Below are 16,245 nucleotides of genomic sequence, written 5' to 3'. Positions count from 1 at the left end.
TGGAACCCATGGCGAGGGCAGAAGGGGTGGTAGCTCACCCGCCCCAGCGGCGCTGAACACCGCCCCTCCACTCCTCGCCAGGGTTCGACCAAGGCCGTAGAGACAACCTCTCGGCAGTGATGGAACCTGAACACACTTCGCAGGTGCAGCATAAGGCTTTCCGGATTACAGGCTTGGCCGAATGATGCAGTTGGCGACTTTGGCGACGCGCAGCGACGGATGGCTGCGATCGCGAGATTCCACTCCTGACCTGAAGGATGGCCCCATGACGACATTCAAAGACGAACTCAAGGCACTGGCTCAACTGCGTGAAGCCCAGAAAGGCAAGTGGGACAACGTCAACCCTGAGCACGCCGCCCGCATGCGGGTACAGAACCGCTTTCAGACCGGCCTGGACATCGCCCGCTACACTGCGAAGATCATGCGCGAGGACATGGCCGCCTACGACGCCGACAGCTCCCAGTACACCCAGTCGCTGGGCTGCTGGCACGGCTTCATCGGTCAGCAGAAGCTGATCTCCATCAAGAAGCACTTCAACACCACCAAGCGCTCCTACCTCTACCTTTCCGGCTGGATGGTCGCCGCGCTGCGCTCCGAGTTCGGCCCGCTGCCCGACCAGTCCATGCACGAGAAGACCAGCGTGCCGTCGCTGATCGAGGAGCTCTACACCTTCCTGCGCCAGGCGGACACCTGGGAGCTGAACCACCTGTTCCGCGACCTGGAAGAGGCGAACAAGGCCGGTGACCAGAAGAAGGCCGACGAGCTGATCGCCAAGATCGACGACCACGAGACCCACATCGTGCCGATCATCGCTGACATCGATGCCGGCTTCGGCAACGCCGAGGCGACCTACCTGCTGGCCAAGAAGATGATCGAGGCGGGCGCCTGCTGCATCCAGCTCGAGAACCAGGTCTCCGACGAGAAGCAGTGCGGCCACCAGGACGGCAAGGTCACCGTGCCCCACGAGGACTTCATCGCCAAGATCAACGCCGTGCGCTACGCCTTCCTGGAGCTCGGCGTCGAGGACGGCGTGATCGTCGCCCGCACCGACTCCCTGGGCGCCGGCCTGACCCAGAAGATCGCCGTGACCAACGAGCCGGGCGACCTGGGCGACCAGTACAACAGCTACCTGGACGGCGACGAGATCGCTAGCGCCTCCGACATCGACAACGGCGACGTGGTGATCAAGCAGGACGGCAAGCTGGTCAAGGTCAAGCGCCTGGCCTCCGGCCTCTACCAGTTCAAGCCGGGCACCGGCGAGGACCGCGTGGTGCTCGACTGCATCACCAGCCTGCAGAACGGCGCCGACCTGCTGTGGATCGAGACCGAGAAGCCCCACGTCGGCCAGATCGCCGGCATGGTCAACCGCATCCGCGAGGTCTGCCCGGACGCCAAGCTGGTCTACAACAACTCGCCGTCCTTCAACTGGACCCTGAACTTCCGCCAGCAGGTCTTCGACGCCTGGGAGCAGGAAGGCAAGGACGTCGCCGCCTACGAGCGCGCCGACCTGATGAACGCCAAGTACGACGAGACCGAGCTTGGGCAGCTGGCCGACGAGTGGACCCGCAACTTCCAGCGCGACAGCGCCCGCGAGGCGGGGATCTTCCACCACCTGATCACCCTGCCGACCTACCACACCGCGGCCCTGTCCACCGACAACCTGGCCAAGGGCTACTTCGGCGACGAGGGCATGCTGGCCTACGTGGCAGGCGTGCAGCGCAAGGAGATCCGCGAGGGCATCGCCACCGTCAGGCACCAGGACATGGCCGGCTCCAACATCGGCGACGACCACAAGGAGTTCTTCCACGGCGAGGCGGCCCTCAAGGCCGGCGGCAAGGACAACACCATGAACCAGTTCGGCTGATGCCGCGGCCCGATCGCCTAGGGGTAATCCGCCTGGGCGATCGCCGCCCCTCATCGCAGAACCCGGGGAGGCCTTCATGGCCTCCCTTTTTCATGCGAAGGGTTTTTTGCGGATGGTTTTCTGCTGATTGTTTCCCTACTGCTCGCCTCGGCCCGGCGCTAGACTTCCCATCATCACGGCCAGAACGCTGGCCAAGCCCCCTCGCGATGGGTAGACTCATTAGCGAACACTGTCCATTAACCTTTGGCCGTCCCTGCATGGCCGAGTGTTCCTCAAGGACATCAAGGAGATCTCCTCATGAAGCGCCTTCTTCCCATACTCGCCGTGGGCGTCCTGACGCTGGCCGGTTGCGCCAACACCTCGCCCTACTCCGGCAACGTCTACAGTGGCAACCAGGCCAAGGCGGCCCAGTCCGTCACCTTCGGCACCATCACCGCCCTGCGCCAGGTCCAGATCCAGGCCGACAGCCGTGCCGGCGGGCTGATCGGCACCGGCGGCGGCGCGGTGATCGGTGGCCTGCTGGGCAACCAGGTCGGCGGCGGCTCGGGCCGCACCCTCGCCACGGCGGCCGGGGTGATCGCCGGCAGCGTCGCCGGCTCCCGGCTCGAGGAGTCCAGCAACCTGATCCCGGCCTGGGAGATCGAGATCCGCCAGGACAATGCTCAGAGCGTGGTCATCGTCCAGAAGGCCGACCAGAACTTCCAGGTGGGCCAGCGCGTGCGCATCATCGGCAGCGGATCCAGCGCCAGCGTCGCCCCCTACTGAGGGCGATGATGTCGAAGGCGGCCTGACCGGCATCAACCTGACCGGCAAAACAAAAAAGCCCGCGGAGCGATCCGCGGGCTTTTTTCAATGCGCTGGCACTGGAGGGCTGGAGGGCGCGTCAGCGGGGGCGCCTCGCCCCTCGCGGCAGGCTCCCTCTGGTCTCAGTGCTGGACCTTGTTCATGGCCCAGCCGGCCAGCTTGGCGCCGATCAGTGCCAGCACGCCGATGACGATCAGGGTGAGCAGCAGGTCGACCGGCTGCACCACGGCGGTGGCAACCAGCACCGCCAGCGCCGGACACCAGACCCAGCGGTCGTCCTCGCTGCGCAGCACGGCGGGCAGCAGCCCATCGAGCCCGCGGTTGATCGAGGCGTCCCAGCGCTTGAGCAAGAGCGTCAGGATGACGGCGAAGGCGATCAGCCAGATCAGGATCGGGGTCATGGCATTCTCCAGGAAAGGGGCGAAGGAAAAGGGGGCAGAAATCTTGATCTGCAAGGGTATCCCTGCCCGATAGACCACGCAACACTCCGAAGGTCCCTCACCGGCGGATCGGCCGGCGCGTCAGGGTGAATGCCGCTCAGGCTCGCCCTGCGCATCCTGAATTTCCTCAATGCCCCTGACAGCCGCTTGACCGGCGCGTTACCATAGTTGGCCACATGCACTCACCGAAAGGTTCTTCAATGCAGATTGCGCAGAATTCCGTTGTCGCGTTCCACTACACCCTGACCAACGACGCAGGTGAAGTGCTGGACAGCTCGGAAGGCCGCGAGCCGCTGACCTACCTCCACGGCGCCGGCAACATCATCCCGGGCCTCGAGAAGCAACTGGAAGGTCGCGCGGCTGGCGACAAGCTCCAGGCACAGGTGGCCCCGGAGGAAGGCTATGGCGAGATTCAGCCCCAGCTGGTGCAGGAAGTGCCGCGCGATGCCTTCCAGGGCGTCGAGAGCGTCGAGCCCGGCATGCAGTTCCAGGCTCAGACTCAGGGCGGCCCGCTGATGGTCACCGTGACCCAGATCGAAGGCGACACCGTCACCGTCGACGGCAACCACCCGCTCGCCGGCCAGTCCCTGAACTTCGACGTGGAAATCGCCGAAGTCCGCGAGGCCAGCGAGGAAGAGGTTGAGCACGGCCACGTGCACGGTGAGGGCGGTCACGAGCACTGATCGCATCGCCAAGAGCATGCTCATCGCCTGACGGCGAAGCCGGCATGACACGACGCGAAGGGGCAGCCATTGGCTGCCCCTTCGTCGTTTCGGGTCGACCGGATACGGGTCGACCGGATGCGGTTCGCCCGGATGCGATGCACGCATGGCCGGCCGGTCCCGCTCTCGCGGCCTCAGCGAGCGGCCTCCTGCCGGACCCGCACCGCCTTCCCATCCTCCCTCTCGAAGGCCCGCAGGGTGCGGTGGCCGCCCCATAACCGGGTGGCGGTGGTGATCAGGCAGGCCACGGCGAACAGCGTGGCGAGCAGCGCGAAGTGGTCGGGAAACAGGCAGAACACCACGAAGGCCAGCACCGTCTCGGTGCCCTCGGTCAGCCCGTGCAGGTAGTAGAACGCCTTCTGCTGGAAGCGCGGCCGCTCCAGGCCGTGACGCGTAGCCATAATGGCGAAGGCCAGAAAAGAGGTGCCCGTGCCGATGAAGGCGAACAGCAGAAAGGCCGCCGCCAGGGCATGGGCGGCCGGATCGGCCAGCGCGAAGCCGAGCACCACCGCCCCGTAGAAGACGAAATCCAGGCCGATGTCGAGAAAGCCGCCGGCATCGCTGCCCTGGCCGGAAAGCCGGGCCAGCGCCCCATCGAGCCCGTCGCCCAGCCGATTGAGCAGGATCGCGGCCAGCGCCGGCAGGTACGCCTCCAGGGCAAGCAGGGGCAGCGCCAGCATGCCGACCAGGAAGGCCGCCACCGTCACCTGGTCGGGGCGCACTCCCCATCTCGCGAGGCCCCGCGCCAGGCGCGTCAGCGGCGCCTGGGTAAGGGGCATGGTCCAGCGATCGAGCATTATTGTCCCCCTTTCCCCGTCGCTCGGTCGGCCTCTTGACCGGCGGCCTGCCCGGCCGATGGCTCGACCGCGGCCTCGGCGGCTGCCTCACCGGCTGTCTCATCCCCCCGACCGCGTCGCCAGGCGAAGTAGCGCGACAGCCAGCCCAGCACGCGCTCCGGCTTGTGGGCATTCTTCCACACCCCCGCCGTCGCCTTGACCGCCTCGCTGTGGGTCGGATAGGGATGGATGGTGCCGAGCAGCTTGTTGAGCCCGATGCCATGGGTCATGGCCAGGGTGAACTCGGCCAGCATCTCGCCCGCGCCCGGGCCGACGATGGTCGCACCCAGCAGGCGGTCACGGCCGGGCACGGTCAGCACCTTGACGAAGCCGCGGGTGTTGCCCTCGGCGATAGCCCGGTCCAGCTCGCTCAGGGCATAGCGCGTGACCTCGACCGCCACGCCCTGCTTCTGGGCCTCGCGCTCGTTGAGACCGACACGGGCCACCTCGGGGTCGGTGAAGGTGACCGCCGGCAGGGCCCGATAGCTCACGCGAAAGCGCTTGAGCTCGCCGAACAGCGCATTCACCGTGGCATGCCAGGCCTGGTGGGCACTGGCATGGGTGAGCTGGTAGGGACCGGCCACGTCGCCACAGGCCCAGACGTTGGGCAGCACGCTCTGCAGTGTGTCGTCCACGGCGAGGGTGCCGTCGCCGCGGGTCTCGACGCCCAGCGCCTCGAGGCCCAGCCCCTCGACGTTGGCCTGGCGCCCCACCGCCACCAGCAGATGGCTGAAGGGCAGCCGCTCGAGGTGCGCCTCACCGTGCTCGTCGCTGTGCTCGACCTCCAGCACGTGGCCGCCGTGATCATCGGGCAACACGCGCCGCGCCCGCGTGGCGAGGCGCACCGACACGCCCTCCTCATCCAGCCGAGCCTCGACCTCGCCGGCCACGTCTCGATCCTCCCGGGGCAGCAGCTGCTCGCCCATCTCCACCAGCGACACCCGGCTGCCCAGCCGGGCGAAGCTTTGCCCGAGCTCGCAGCCGATGGGGCCGGCGCCCAGCACCACCAGCCGCTCGGGCAGCGTCTCGAGCTGCCAGAGGTTATCCGAGGTCAGCACCTCGATGGCCTCCAGGCCCGGCAGCGGCGGCACCCGCGGGCGCGCCCCGCTGGCGATGATCACGTGGCGGGTGGTGATCACCCGTTCCGCGTCGCCTTCGCGGATCCGCACCCGCCAGGGATCCTCGAGAACGGCGTCGCCTTCGATCACCTCCACGCCCAGCCCCTCGTAGCGTTCACGGCTGTCGTGGGGCTCCACCTCGCGGATGGCCCGGTGCACGTGGCCCATCACTGCGGTGAAATCCACCTCGGGCTCGCCGGCGGTGACGCCGAAGCGCGGCGCCTCGCGGATCTCGCGGGTGAGGCGCGCGGCGCGGATGAGGGCCTTGGAGGGCACGCAGCCGGTGTTGAGGCAGTCGCCGCCCAGCCGGTCGCGCTCGACCAGCGCCACCCGCGCCTTGACCGCCGAGGCGATGTAGCTCGCCACCAGCCCCGCCGAACCGCCGCCGATCACCACGATGTCCTGATCGAAGCGCGCCGGGCGCGCGAAGCGACGGGCCAGCTGGCGGCGCTTGCCGATGGCCACCAGACCACGCGCCAGCCAGGGGAAGAGGCCGATCAGCACGAAGGAGCCGATCAGGCCCGGCGAGAGGATGCCGGCCAGCGACTCCAGGTTGCCGAGCTCACGGCCGGCATTCACGTAGACCGCGGTGCCGGGCAGCATGCCCAGCTGGCTGACCCAGTAGAAGGTGGTGAGCCGCATGCGGGTCAGGCCCATCACCAGATTGATCACGAAGAAGGGGAACAGCGGGATCAGCCGCAGCGTGAAGAGATAGAAGGCGCCCTCGCGCTCGATGCCGGCGTTGATGCGCTCGAGCTGGGTGTCGAAACGCCGCTCCAGTGGCTCGCGCGCCAGGGTGCGGGCGATCAGCGCGGCGAGGGTCGCCCCCAGGCTGCTGGCGAAGGAGATGAGCAAGAGCCCCCAGCCGAGCCCGAACAGCGCCCCGCCGAGCAGCGTCAGCAGCGTGGCCCCGGGCAGCGAGACCGCGGTGATGACCACGTAGATCAGGAAGAAGCCGCCGGCGACGGTCAGGGGATCGGCGGCCAGCCAGGCCTGGAAGCGGTCCTGCTCGGTCTGCAGATTTTCAAGGGTCAGGACCTCGTGGGCGCCGGTGAGGAAATAGGCCGCCACCAGCAGGGCGATCAAGGCCGCGAGTATCAGGCGTCGTCGAGTCAAGGAGGGCTCCTGGTCATGAACGTGAGAGGGTTAGGTCGATAAACGCAGAGGAAACATGGCCACAGCGGCTACCCGGCATGAGAACGCCCCTCTGTCGCGACAGGGCGGGGTCCCTTACACTGCTTATATAATTGAACAGAGCTTGTACGGAACCCTGGGCAATCGATAGCCTCCAATCTAACACCTCTCACCAACGGAGCCACCCATGAATCTGCCCTCCTCCCCTACCCTGCGACACCTCTCGCTGCTGGCCCTGCCGGCCGCCATCCTGCTGGGGAGCCCCTCTCAAGCCAGCGCGGAGTCGGCCAGCGCGGTCTTCGCCGGCGGCTGTTTCTGGTGCATGGAAGAGGCCTACGACAAGGTCGACGGCGTGACCAATACCACCTCGGGGTTCACCGGCGGTCACACGGAGGATCCGACCTACGAGCAGGTCGTGGCCGGCGGCACGGGCCACGCCGAGGTGGTCAAGGTCGATTACGATCCCGAGCGGGTCGACTACGAGACCCTGCTGCACGTGTTCTGGCGCAACATCGATCCCTTCGCCGTGGATCGCCAGTTCTGTGACAAGGGCGCCTCCTACCGCAGCGCCATCTACCCCATGGACGCCGAGCAGCGCGCCCTGGCCGAGGCCAGCCGTGACGCCGTTGCCGAGCGCTTCGACCGGGAGATCGCCACCGAGATCAGCGACTTCGACGCCTTCTATCCGGCCGAGGATTACCACCAGAACTACTATGCCGAGAACCAGGTGCGCTATCGCTTCTACAAGTCGGCCTGCGGCCGCGTCGACCGGCTCGAAGAGATCTGGGGCGAGGAAGCCAGCGCCAGCACGGCACCCTGAGCCTCGCGACGCTCGCCGCGCCACAGCCAGGCGGCGAGCGCCAGGGTTCCCCCCAGCACCAGCCACGACGCCAGCGCCACCCCGGGCCAGCCGGCGGCCCGCCAGAACGGCTCGAGCCACAGGCCGCCAAGGCTCGCCCCGCAGTAGTAGAACACCAGGTAGAGCGCCGAGGCACTGCCCCGCGCACGACGGGCGTGGCGCCCCACCCAGCTCGAGGCCATGGAGTGAGCCAGGAAGAAGCCGAAGGCGTTGAGCGACAGCCCGACGATGATCCAGGCCAGCGAGCCTGAGAGGGTCACGGCGGTGCCGCCCGCAAGGATCAGGATCCCCAGCATCATGCACACCGGCTGCGACCAGCGCGCGGCCAGACGTCCCGAGAGCGACGAGCCCAGAGTCCCGCCCAGGTAGGTCAGGAAGATCAGCCCCAACAGCCGCGCCCCCAGCACGAAGGGCGCCTCCGCCAGGCGGAAGGTCAGGTAGCTGTACTGATTGATGAAGATCATGAAGTTGAGCCCGCCGAGCAGATAGGCGCCGAGCAGCCGCGGGGTCGCCAGGTGCGTGCCCAGATCGGCCAGGGCCCCGCCCAGCGCGAAGCGTCGCGGCGTGAAGGCCCGCGCCGGAGGCAACAGCTTCCAGAACAGCGCCAGCCCGACCAGCGTCATGGCCCCCACCGTCAGGAAGCTCGCCGAGGCGCCGCCGATCTCGGCCATCGCGCCACCGACCACCCGCCCGCCGATGCCGCCCAGCGAGTTGGCGCCGATATAGAGCCCCACCGCCGAGAGCAGCGCCGGGCGTTCGAACTCATCGCCCATCCAGGCTATGGCCACCGCCGGCAAGCCACCCAGCAAGAACCCCTGCAGCGCTCGCAGCGCCAGCAGGGCCTCGAAGGTCGGCGCCAGCGCCAGGACCAGCGAGAGCAGCCCGGACCCCAGCAGGGTCAGGCGCATGATGGCGCCTCGGCCGATGGCGTCCGACAGCGGGCCGAACACCAGCAGCGAGGCAGCGAGCGAGAGCGTGGCGGCGGACATCGTCAGGCTGATGGCCAGCGTCGAGACGTCGTAGGCCTCGCGCAGCGCCGGCAGCAGCGGCTGGGGGGCGTAGAGGTTGATGAAGACCAGGAAGGAGCCCAGGCAGAGCGCCAGGGTGGTGCGCCACCAGGCGGGGGTGCGCGCCGCGATCATGCCGCCCTCTCAGCCCTCGCCCATGGCGTCGAGGCGCCGAGCCAGCAGCACCGGCTCCAGGGTGCGGCGCGCCTGCCAGTAGTAGCGCTGCCAGTAGCGGTTGTCGAGATGGGAGATCATCACGCCCCGGGAGGTGGAGGCATGCAGGAAGCGGCCCTCGCCGACGTAGATGCCGACGTGGCGATAGGCGCCGGGAGGCCGGAAGAACACCAGATCGCCAGGGCGCAGGGCGTCACGCTCGACCTCGAGCCCCTCACGCACCTGCTCGCCGGTGGTGCGCGGCAGGTCGAAGCGGAAGGTATCGCTGAAGATGTTCTGGACCAGCGCCGAGCAGTCGATGCCTCGGGTGCCCTCCCCGCCCAGCCGATAGGGCGTGCCGACCCAGCGCTCGTGCTGTGCCAGCAGGGCGCGACGAATCAGCCGCGGGGGCGGATGGCGCAGGCCGCGGGCCTCGAGGATAGGATTGTTGACCGGCGACATGCGAGGGCCGCCGGGCAGGCCCGGCAGGTCGCGGGCGAAGTAGTCGCCGACCGGCGGCTGATCGCTTGGCCCCGGCGCGGCACAGCCCGCCAGCAGCAGCAAGGCGACTCCCAGGGTTCCCACACGACACGCGCGAGCGTCCAGCATCCTGCAACGACCTCGTTCCTGGAGCCGCATCTGCTCCTTCGATGCGGTGCGTTCCTCGGCTCCTGCGAATGGTCGCTGTGGCAGTGTTCCCTGACGCTCAGGGGGCATTGCCGCAGCGGCTTCTCGGCGGCTCACTGCGGGATGAAGGCCCCGCGGCGGCGCTGCCGCCGACTATAAACCAAAGCCGCATCAAACCAAAGCCGCATCGCGGGGCGAGCCCTCAGTGGAGGGTGCGATGATCGCCCGGCAGCGTATCGATGTGCAGCGGCGCCCAGTGGCGCGGTCGCGCCCCGGGGAAGTCGAGGCTGGCCCAGGCGCCAGCCAGGGGGGGCGCCCCGGAGAGCCAGGCCACCAGCGCCTGGCGGAAACCGGCCAGGAAGCTCTCGCGCTCGGGGGTCTCGCCCATGAAGAAGGAGAAACCGGCATGCAGGCCCCGGGCGTACTCCTCCCAACCCGCATAGTGCTCGCTGGCCAGGGCGTGCGTCCGCTCGAGCAGGCGCAGGAAGGCGGCCTGTCCGAGCCAGCCGAGCTGGCGGCCGGCGATGGCCAGGTCCACCGCCTGGGCGATGTCCCAGGCCGCCAGGTCGATGTCGTTGCAGCCATCCTCGTCGTCCCTGACCCGCTTCAGGCGCAGCAGGTGGGCGCTCTCCTCCTCGCTGCACTCGTCGCTCTCCAGAGTGGCGATCTCCGAGGCCAGCCGCCCCCGGTTGAGCGTGTAGGGGGCGTAGTTGATCTGATACTCCTGGCGATCGCCCGCCTCGATCAGGTATTCGAGGAACTCGGACAGCTCGGCCGCGCCATGCAGGGCGTAGTGGCCGTCGACCCACTCGCGGATGGCCGCGCACTCGCGCTCGCTCTCCGGCTGGGGCAGGCTCCAGGCCGGGCTGTTGAGCGGGCCGACCAGGGCCATGGCCGTGAAGTGGGCGAGCGTCGGCCGCGGGCCCGGCTCGCGCCACTCTCCGACTCGCCAGTCGAGCCAGTGGAAGAGACTGCCGGGATCCTCCAGGTGCCAGCGAATCTCGGCGACCATCGGCGGCTGCTCGGGCTCGGGAAGCAGGCTCTCCCACTGGGCCCAGGCCTTGAGCAGGCGCCGGGCATCGGGATAGAAGCGGCACAGCGAACCCTGCAGGGCACCCGCCAGCGCGGCCAGTCGAGTGGCATCGAAGGCGCCGCTGTCCATGGCCATCTGCAGGTGGAAGGCGAACTTCTCGGCCATGTGGATCGTCGCGGCGTGACGGCTGGCCTGCTTCAGGCCGTCGCGGTCGGCCAGTTCCTTGGGGATCGCATGGCCGAAGGGCGTCTCGGCCGCCGGCAGGGCCCCGTGGGCGGCGTCCGCGGCCAGCTGGTTGAGGTGATGGGCCTGGGCCGGCAGCCAGTAGCGGGAGAGCGCCTCGACGCCCTCGTCAGCATGCAGGTCGAGGGTCTCGGCGAGGTAGTGTCGCGCCTCTTCGCGCCGCGCCGCCGGCAGCACGGGCGGCGTGCCCTGGCGAGCGGCGAACTCGGGCTCGCGCACCGCCGCCAGCGCCAGCACCCAGTGGCGCGGATCGCGGCGCCAGGCGCGAAGGGCGTCCCGCGACGCCGCGATGAACTCGTCGGCGACCAGCCCCTGCAGGGGCGTCTTCCAGGGGCTGACCGGCGACTGCAGCAGCAGCGACCAGTCGGCCTCGAGCGCGGGCAGCAGATTGCGCCCCTCGAACAGGCTGCGGCCGCGCTGGTAGCCCCGCGCCAGAGCCGTCCAGTCGCTGTAGCGACGCAGCAGCAGGTCGGCCCCGTGGTGAGCGAAGTCATGGGCCTCCTGCGCGTCGAGCCAGCCCAGGCAGGCCCCGGCCCAGGCCAGGTCGACCAGGCGCAGCCAGTCCCAGGCGGCCCACTCCAGCGGCTCGCCGCGATCGAGGAAACCGAGCAGCACCCGGCCGTAGTCGCGCTCGCCTCCCTCCAGCGCGTCCTGCCACTGCCGGCGCGCCGCGCCATCGGCCTCGAGCAGGCGCGAAGCGTCCAGGTCCCAACCCAGACGATCGCCCTGGGCGGCCAGCCACAGCAGGCTGCGCAGCAGGTCGTCGCGATCCTGGATCTGCCACGCCTCGTCAAGCCAGGCCTCGAGGCGCTGCCAGTCGTGCGCGCCGGCCGGCAGCTCGAGCACCGGCGAGAAGGCGGCGCGCAGCCGCCAGACCTGATGCTCGGGGGCCGTCGGCCAGAGCGCCGCCTCCCGGGGGTGATGGGCGAGCCACTCCTGCAGCATCTCCCAGGTCACGCCGGCGCCGTCGTGTTCGAGAGCCGCCAGCGCCTCGCAGGCCTCATAGAAGCCGTCATCGCCGCGCACCCAGCCCTCGGCGCTGCGGGCATGCAACAGCGCCGACAGCCAGGCGTCGAGGCTCGAGTGGCGCGCGGTGATCTCCTCGGCCAGCCGCTGGGCCCAGCCTCGGGCGCGCGCCTCGGACAGCCAGCCGGCACCGCCGGCCAGGGCGATGAACTCCAGGCCGGCCAGCAGTCGAGCCGGGTCGACCTGGCCCTCGGTGCCGAGGGTTTCCAGCAGGCACCAGCCCAGTTCACCTCGATCGACGACCCCCAGCGCCGCGAGTCGCGCAACCGCCGTCTCGGCATCCACCGTCAGGGGATCGGGGGCGAAGGCCCAGTCACACAGCACCAGCTGCTGGGCCCACCAGGCATTAAGGGGATCGACCAAGGCTCACCTCGCCATCATCCGGAACAGGAACGTGCAGTGCTGCCAAGCGCAGCAAGTCGGCGGCATAGTGTACCGGAAAGCCGTGCCAGCGCCGATGGCCGTGGCGGACTCGCGCGAGAAAATCGCGCTGGACGTGGGCTTGGCGGCATGTTTTAAATAATGCACACTCGTCAAACAAGATGATCAAGACACGAGGAACCCCGATGTCCACCCAACCCGAGCTGCTGATCGACAAGGCCTACATCGCCGGCCAGTGGCGAGACGGCGAACGCCGCTTCGCCGTGACCGACCCCGCCACCGGCGAGCGCCTGGCCGAGGTCCCGGACCTCACCGGCGAGCAGGCCCGCGAGGCCGTCTCGGCCGCCGACGAGGCCTGGCCGGCCTGGCGTCGCAAGACCGCCAAGGAGCGCGCCGCCCTGCTGCGTGGCTGGTTCGATCGCATCATGGACCACCAGGAGGCACTCGCGCGGCTGATGACCCTCGAGCAGGGCAAGCCGCTGGCCGAGTCCCGCGGCGAGGTGGCCTATGGCGCCGCCTTCGTCGAGTACTACGCCGAGGAGGCCAAGCGCGTGGCCGGCGAGACCCTGCCCGGTCACGGCGCGGACAAGCGCATCCTGGTGTTCCGTGAGCCGATCGGCGTGGTGGCTGCCATCACCCCCTGGAACTTCCCGCTGGCGATGATCACCCGCAAGTGCGCACCGGCCCTGGCCGCCGGCTGCACGGTGGTGATCAAGCCGGCCGAGGCCACGCCGCTCACCGCCCTGGCGCTGGCCAAGCTCGCCGAGGAGGCCGGCTTCCCCGCCGGGGTGATCAACGTGGTCACCGCCTCCAGGCCCGCCGAGATCGGCGAGGTGCTGACCACCGACCCGCGGGTGCGCAAGATCTCCTTCACCGGCTCCACCCCGGTCGGCAAGAAGCTGCTCGCCCAGTGTGCCGGCACGGTGAAGAAGGCCTCCATGGAGCTCGGCGGCAACGCGCCCTTCATCGTCTTCGACGATGCCGACCTGGACGCCGCCGTCGAAGGCGCCGTGGCCTCCAAGTACCGCAACTCGGGCCAGACCTGCGTGTGCACCAACCGCCTGCTGGTCCAGGCCGGGGTCTATGACGCCTTCCTCGAGAAGCTCGCCGCGCGGGTCGCCGAGCTCCAGGTGGGCAACGGCCTCGAGGAGGGCGTGTTGCAGGGCCCGCTGATCAACGCCGCCGCCGTCGACAAGGTGCAGTCCCATATCGCCGATGCCCTCGACAAGGGCGGACGCCTGGTCTGCGGCGGCGCGCCCCACGCCCTGGGCGGCACCTTCTTCCAGCCGACGATCATCGCCGACGTCACCGACGCGATGCGCGTGGCGCGGGAAGAGACCTTCGGGCCGCTGGCCCCGGTGTTCCGCTTCGACACCGAGGACGAGGCCATCGCCATGGCCAACGCCACCGAATTCGGCCTCGCCGCCTATTTCTACGCCCGCGACTATCGCCGCATCTGGCATGTGATGGAGGGGCTCGAATATGGCATGGTGGCGGTTAACGAGGGCATTCTCTCCACCGAGCTTGCCCCCTTCGGCGGCGTGAAGGAATCGGGCCTGGGACGCGAAGGGTCGCGCCACGGCCTGGACGAGTACACTGAACTAAAATACGTCTGCGTCGGCGGCCTCTGATCGCCCGCAGCGTCTAACAAGGAGTCAGGACCCATGAACAACGCACAGCTCAACGACCTCAAGCAGCGTTACGTGGCCAGCGGTGCCGCGAGCCCGGCCACCCAGTTCGCCGATCGCGCCGAGAACGCCCTGATCTGGGATGCCGACGGCAATCGCATCATCGACTTCGCCGGCGGCATCGGCGTGCTCAACATCGGCCATCGCCATCCCAAGGTGGTCCAGGCGGTCAAGGACCAGCTCGACAAGGTGATGCACACCTGCCAGACCGTGATGCCCTACGAGGGCTACGTGAAGGTGGCCGAGAAGCTCAGCCAGGTCACCCCGGTCCGCGGTCACGCCAAGGTGATGCTCGCCAACTCCGGCGCCGAGGCGCTGGAGAACGCGGTCAAGGTCGCCCGCGCGGCCACCGGCAAGAACAACGTCATCTGCTTCGATGGCGGCTACCATGGCCGGACCTTCATGACCATGGCGATGAACGGCAAGGTCGCCCCCTACGCCACCGACTTCGGCAGCATGCCGGGCAACGTCTTCCGCGCCCCCTACCCGGTGCCCTACCACGGCGTCAGCGAGGACGAGGCCCTGCGTGGCCTGAAGATGGCGCTGAAGACCGATGCCAATCCCAAGGACACCGCGGCCATCGTGCTCGAGCCGGTGCTCGGCGAGGGCGGCTTCTACCCGGCGCCGGCGAGCTTCCTCAAGGCGATCCGCGAGATCTGCGACGAGCACGGCATCCTGATGATCGTCGACGAGGTGCAGTCCGGCTTCGGGCGGACCGGCAAGCTGTTTGCCATCGAGCATAGCGGCGTCGAGCCGGACATCATGACCATGGCCAAGAGCATGGCCGACGGCATGCCGATCTCCGCCGTGGTCGGCACCGACACGCACATGGACGCCTCCGGCCCCAACTCGCTGGGCGGCACCTACACCGGCAGCCCGGTCTCCTGCGCCGCGACCCTGGCGGTGCTCGAGGTGTTCGAGGAAGAGAACATCCTCGGCAAGAGCCAGGCGCTCGGTGACAAGCTGGCCAAGCGCTTCGCCCAGTGGGAGCAGGACTTCGAGTGTGTCGACTTCGGCCGCAACCTGGGCGCCATGGCCGCCTTCGACCTGGTCGCCGACAAGGCCAACCACACGCCGGACGCCGAGCTGGCCGGCGCGCTGTGCAAGAAGGCCCGCGAGAAGGGGCTGATCCTGCTCTCCTGCGGCCTCTACGGCAACACCATCCGCTTCCTGATGCCGGTCACCATCGAGGACGAGATCCTCGAGGAAGGCCTGGCCATCGTCGAGGAGTCCCTCAGGGAGCTGGTCGGCAGCAAGAGCGCCGCCACCGCCTGACGCGTCAACCCTAAAGGGGAACACCGCGCACCATCACCGCCCGGCTGGAGACAGCCGGGCGGCTTGCGTCAGGGCTTGCGCAGACGCCACCCTCGATGAAGCCAGCACGCCAATTCCCTGCTATGGTCGCCGCAGCGCGGCTCACGCCTTCGTCCTCTCGCTTGTCTATCGGTATGGCGCCATGATCTTTCGCACCCTCTCCCTGCTGCGCTCCCTGCAGGGGGCCCATCACACGGCCCAGGATGCCCGGGCCCGGATCCAGCAGGCCTGCGACTATCGCTGGCTGAAGGGGCAGCTGGCCCACGGCATGATCGGCGCCCGCGCGGCCAGGCTCAACGACGGCACGCCGGCCGTCTCGGTGATAGTGCCCTTCGTGGCCACCCCCGAACGGCGTCGCGGCGGCCGCTGGCCGGATGACCCCGCCGAGCGGGAAGGCTGCTTCGTGGAAGGCACCCACGCCTGTCGGGCCGCCGGCGCGCCGGGCTACCGCACCCTGGAGAGCCTTTCCCAGGGGCTGGTACAGGGCGGCATGGCCATACTGAAGGACGCGGCGCGCTTCCAGTACCTGGTCGAGCGAGAGGCCCTGCGGCTCACCTGGCGGCGCGCCGAGTCGCTGCCGCCGGACCTCGCCGGGCAGCTCGGCCGTCGCCTGGCCGCGGCCGGCAGTGAGCATCACGGCCTCTTCCTGCTCGAGATCCGGCTACCCGCCGCGGCCAGCGACGTCGCGCTGAACGGCGACTGGCTGGATCGCTGCCTGGACCGCTACCGGCGACTCCTGCCGACGCCCAAGGGCTGAGGCCCCGGCTCGCCGGCCGCCTGCCGAACGCGGTGGCGAGTGATGTCGTCGCGGACCTGCGGATCGGGGGCTTCCAGGGTATTCGCCGGGCAAAAAGACGCAGGTCCGGCATGGGGAAAAGGGACAGAGACCGGCCCAGGACGGGCGAGCGTCTCCTCAACGATCAGCGGTGAAAGCCCGCCATCCGCGCGGCATGGCGACGCTGAAGGCTCGCTGCGCGTTCGGTGGCACGGCGGCGG

The 16,245-nt window shown here is 69.0% G+C and carries 13 protein-coding genes; 7 read left to right on the top strand and 6 right to left on the bottom strand.

Annotated features, from left to right (window positions below; genetic code table 11):
• The first annotated feature begins 265 nt into the window (after positions 1-265).
• On the top strand, positions 266-1,864 hold the full coding sequence (locus ABE957_RS04135) for an isocitrate lyase (RefSeq protein ID WP_349757421.1): 1,599 nt from the start codon (positions 266-268) through the stop codon (positions 1,862-1,864).
• Positions 1,865-2,161: 297 nt separating this feature from the next.
• Entirely contained in the window at positions 2,162-2,629 is a 468-nt protein-coding gene (locus ABE957_RS04130; RefSeq protein WP_349757420.1) for an outer membrane lipoprotein, read from the top strand.
• A gap of 161 nt (positions 2,630-2,790) precedes the next feature.
• Here the strand turns inward: ABE957_RS04130 and ABE957_RS04125 are convergent, their stop codons facing one another.
• The gene (locus ABE957_RS04125) at positions 2,791-3,069 is read right to left on the bottom strand and encodes a hypothetical protein (RefSeq protein ID WP_349757419.1); all 279 of its coding nucleotides are present in this window, start codon (positions 3,067-3,069) and stop codon (positions 2,791-2,793) included.
• A gap of 239 nt (positions 3,070-3,308) precedes the next feature.
• Here ABE957_RS04125 and ABE957_RS04120 point away from each other — a divergent pair, with 239 nt between their 5' ends.
• Complete coding sequence (locus tag ABE957_RS04120) at positions 3,309-3,791, top strand: FKBP-type peptidyl-prolyl cis-trans isomerase (RefSeq protein ID WP_349757418.1); 483 nt, start codon at positions 3,309-3,311, stop codon at positions 3,789-3,791.
• A gap of 173 nt (positions 3,792-3,964) precedes the next feature.
• On the opposite strand, the gene ABE957_RS04115 is transcribed toward ABE957_RS04120, so the two are convergent.
• Both ABE957_RS04115 and ABE957_RS04110 read right to left on the bottom strand, forming a co-directional pair.
• A complete protein-coding gene (locus ABE957_RS04115; RefSeq protein ID WP_349757417.1) occupies positions 3,965-4,627 on the bottom strand; it encodes a CDP-alcohol phosphatidyltransferase family protein in 663 nt (220 codons plus the stop codon).
• Positions 4,627-6,900: a dihydrolipoyl dehydrogenase family protein gene (locus ABE957_RS04110; RefSeq protein WP_349757416.1), complete on the bottom strand. Its 2,274-nt coding sequence runs from the start codon at positions 6,898-6,900 to the stop codon at positions 4,627-4,629. Before ABE957_RS04110 ends, ABE957_RS04115 begins: the two co-directional genes overlap by 1 nt.
• Before the next feature lie 205 nt (positions 6,901-7,105).
• Here ABE957_RS04110 and msrA point away from each other — a divergent pair, with 205 nt between their 5' ends.
• Positions 7,106-7,738 carry a peptide-methionine (S)-S-oxide reductase MsrA gene (msrA, locus tag ABE957_RS04105; RefSeq protein WP_349757415.1) on the top strand — a complete coding sequence of 211 codons (633 nt, stop codon included), beginning with the start codon at positions 7,106-7,108 and terminating at the stop codon, positions 7,736-7,738.
• Here msrA and ABE957_RS04100 read toward each other — a convergent pair.
• The 3 genes from ABE957_RS04100 to ABE957_RS04090 form a co-directional block, all read right to left on the bottom strand.
• Positions 7,660-8,919, bottom strand: a complete 1,260-nt coding sequence (locus tag ABE957_RS04100) for an MFS transporter (RefSeq protein WP_349757414.1) — start codon at positions 8,917-8,919, stop codon at positions 7,660-7,662. The two genes, msrA and ABE957_RS04100, sit on opposite strands and share 79 nt — an antisense overlap.
• Before the next feature lie 9 nt (positions 8,920-8,928).
• A complete protein-coding gene (locus ABE957_RS04095; RefSeq protein WP_349757413.1) occupies positions 8,929-9,546 on the bottom strand; it encodes an NlpC/P60 family protein in 618 nt (205 codons plus the stop codon).
• A gap of 220 nt (positions 9,547-9,766) precedes the next feature.
• On the bottom strand, positions 9,767-12,229 hold the full coding sequence (locus ABE957_RS04090; RefSeq protein ID WP_349757412.1) for a DUF1266 domain-containing protein: 2,463 nt from the start codon (positions 12,227-12,229) through the stop codon (positions 9,767-9,769).
• Between the two features lie 203 nt (positions 12,230-12,432).
• Between ABE957_RS04090 and ABE957_RS04085 the strand changes: the two genes are divergently transcribed.
• From ABE957_RS04085 to ABE957_RS04075, 3 genes are all read left to right on the top strand, one after another.
• Positions 12,433-13,878 carry an NAD-dependent succinate-semialdehyde dehydrogenase gene (locus ABE957_RS04085; protein WP_349757411.1) on the top strand — a complete coding sequence of 482 codons (1,446 nt, stop codon included), beginning with the start codon at positions 12,433-12,435 and terminating at the stop codon, positions 13,876-13,878.
• Positions 13,879-13,911: 33 nt separating this feature from the next.
• A complete protein-coding gene (gene gabT / locus ABE957_RS04080) occupies positions 13,912-15,210 on the top strand; it encodes a 4-aminobutyrate--2-oxoglutarate transaminase (RefSeq protein ID WP_349757410.1) in 1,299 nt (432 codons plus the stop codon).
• A 181-nt stretch (positions 15,211-15,391) separates the two neighbouring features.
• Positions 15,392-16,006, top strand: coding sequence for a hypothetical protein (locus tag ABE957_RS04075; protein WP_349757409.1), 615 nt, complete (start codon positions 15,392-15,394; stop codon positions 16,004-16,006).
• Positions 16,007-16,245: the final 239 nt, after the last annotated feature.

It is taken from the genome of Halomonas pelophila, assembly GCF_040196315.1.
Classification (GTDB): Bacteria; Pseudomonadota; Gammaproteobacteria; order Pseudomonadales; family Halomonadaceae; genus Halomonas; species Halomonas pelophila.
This window is presented reverse-complemented; position numbering and strand designations above follow the sequence as displayed.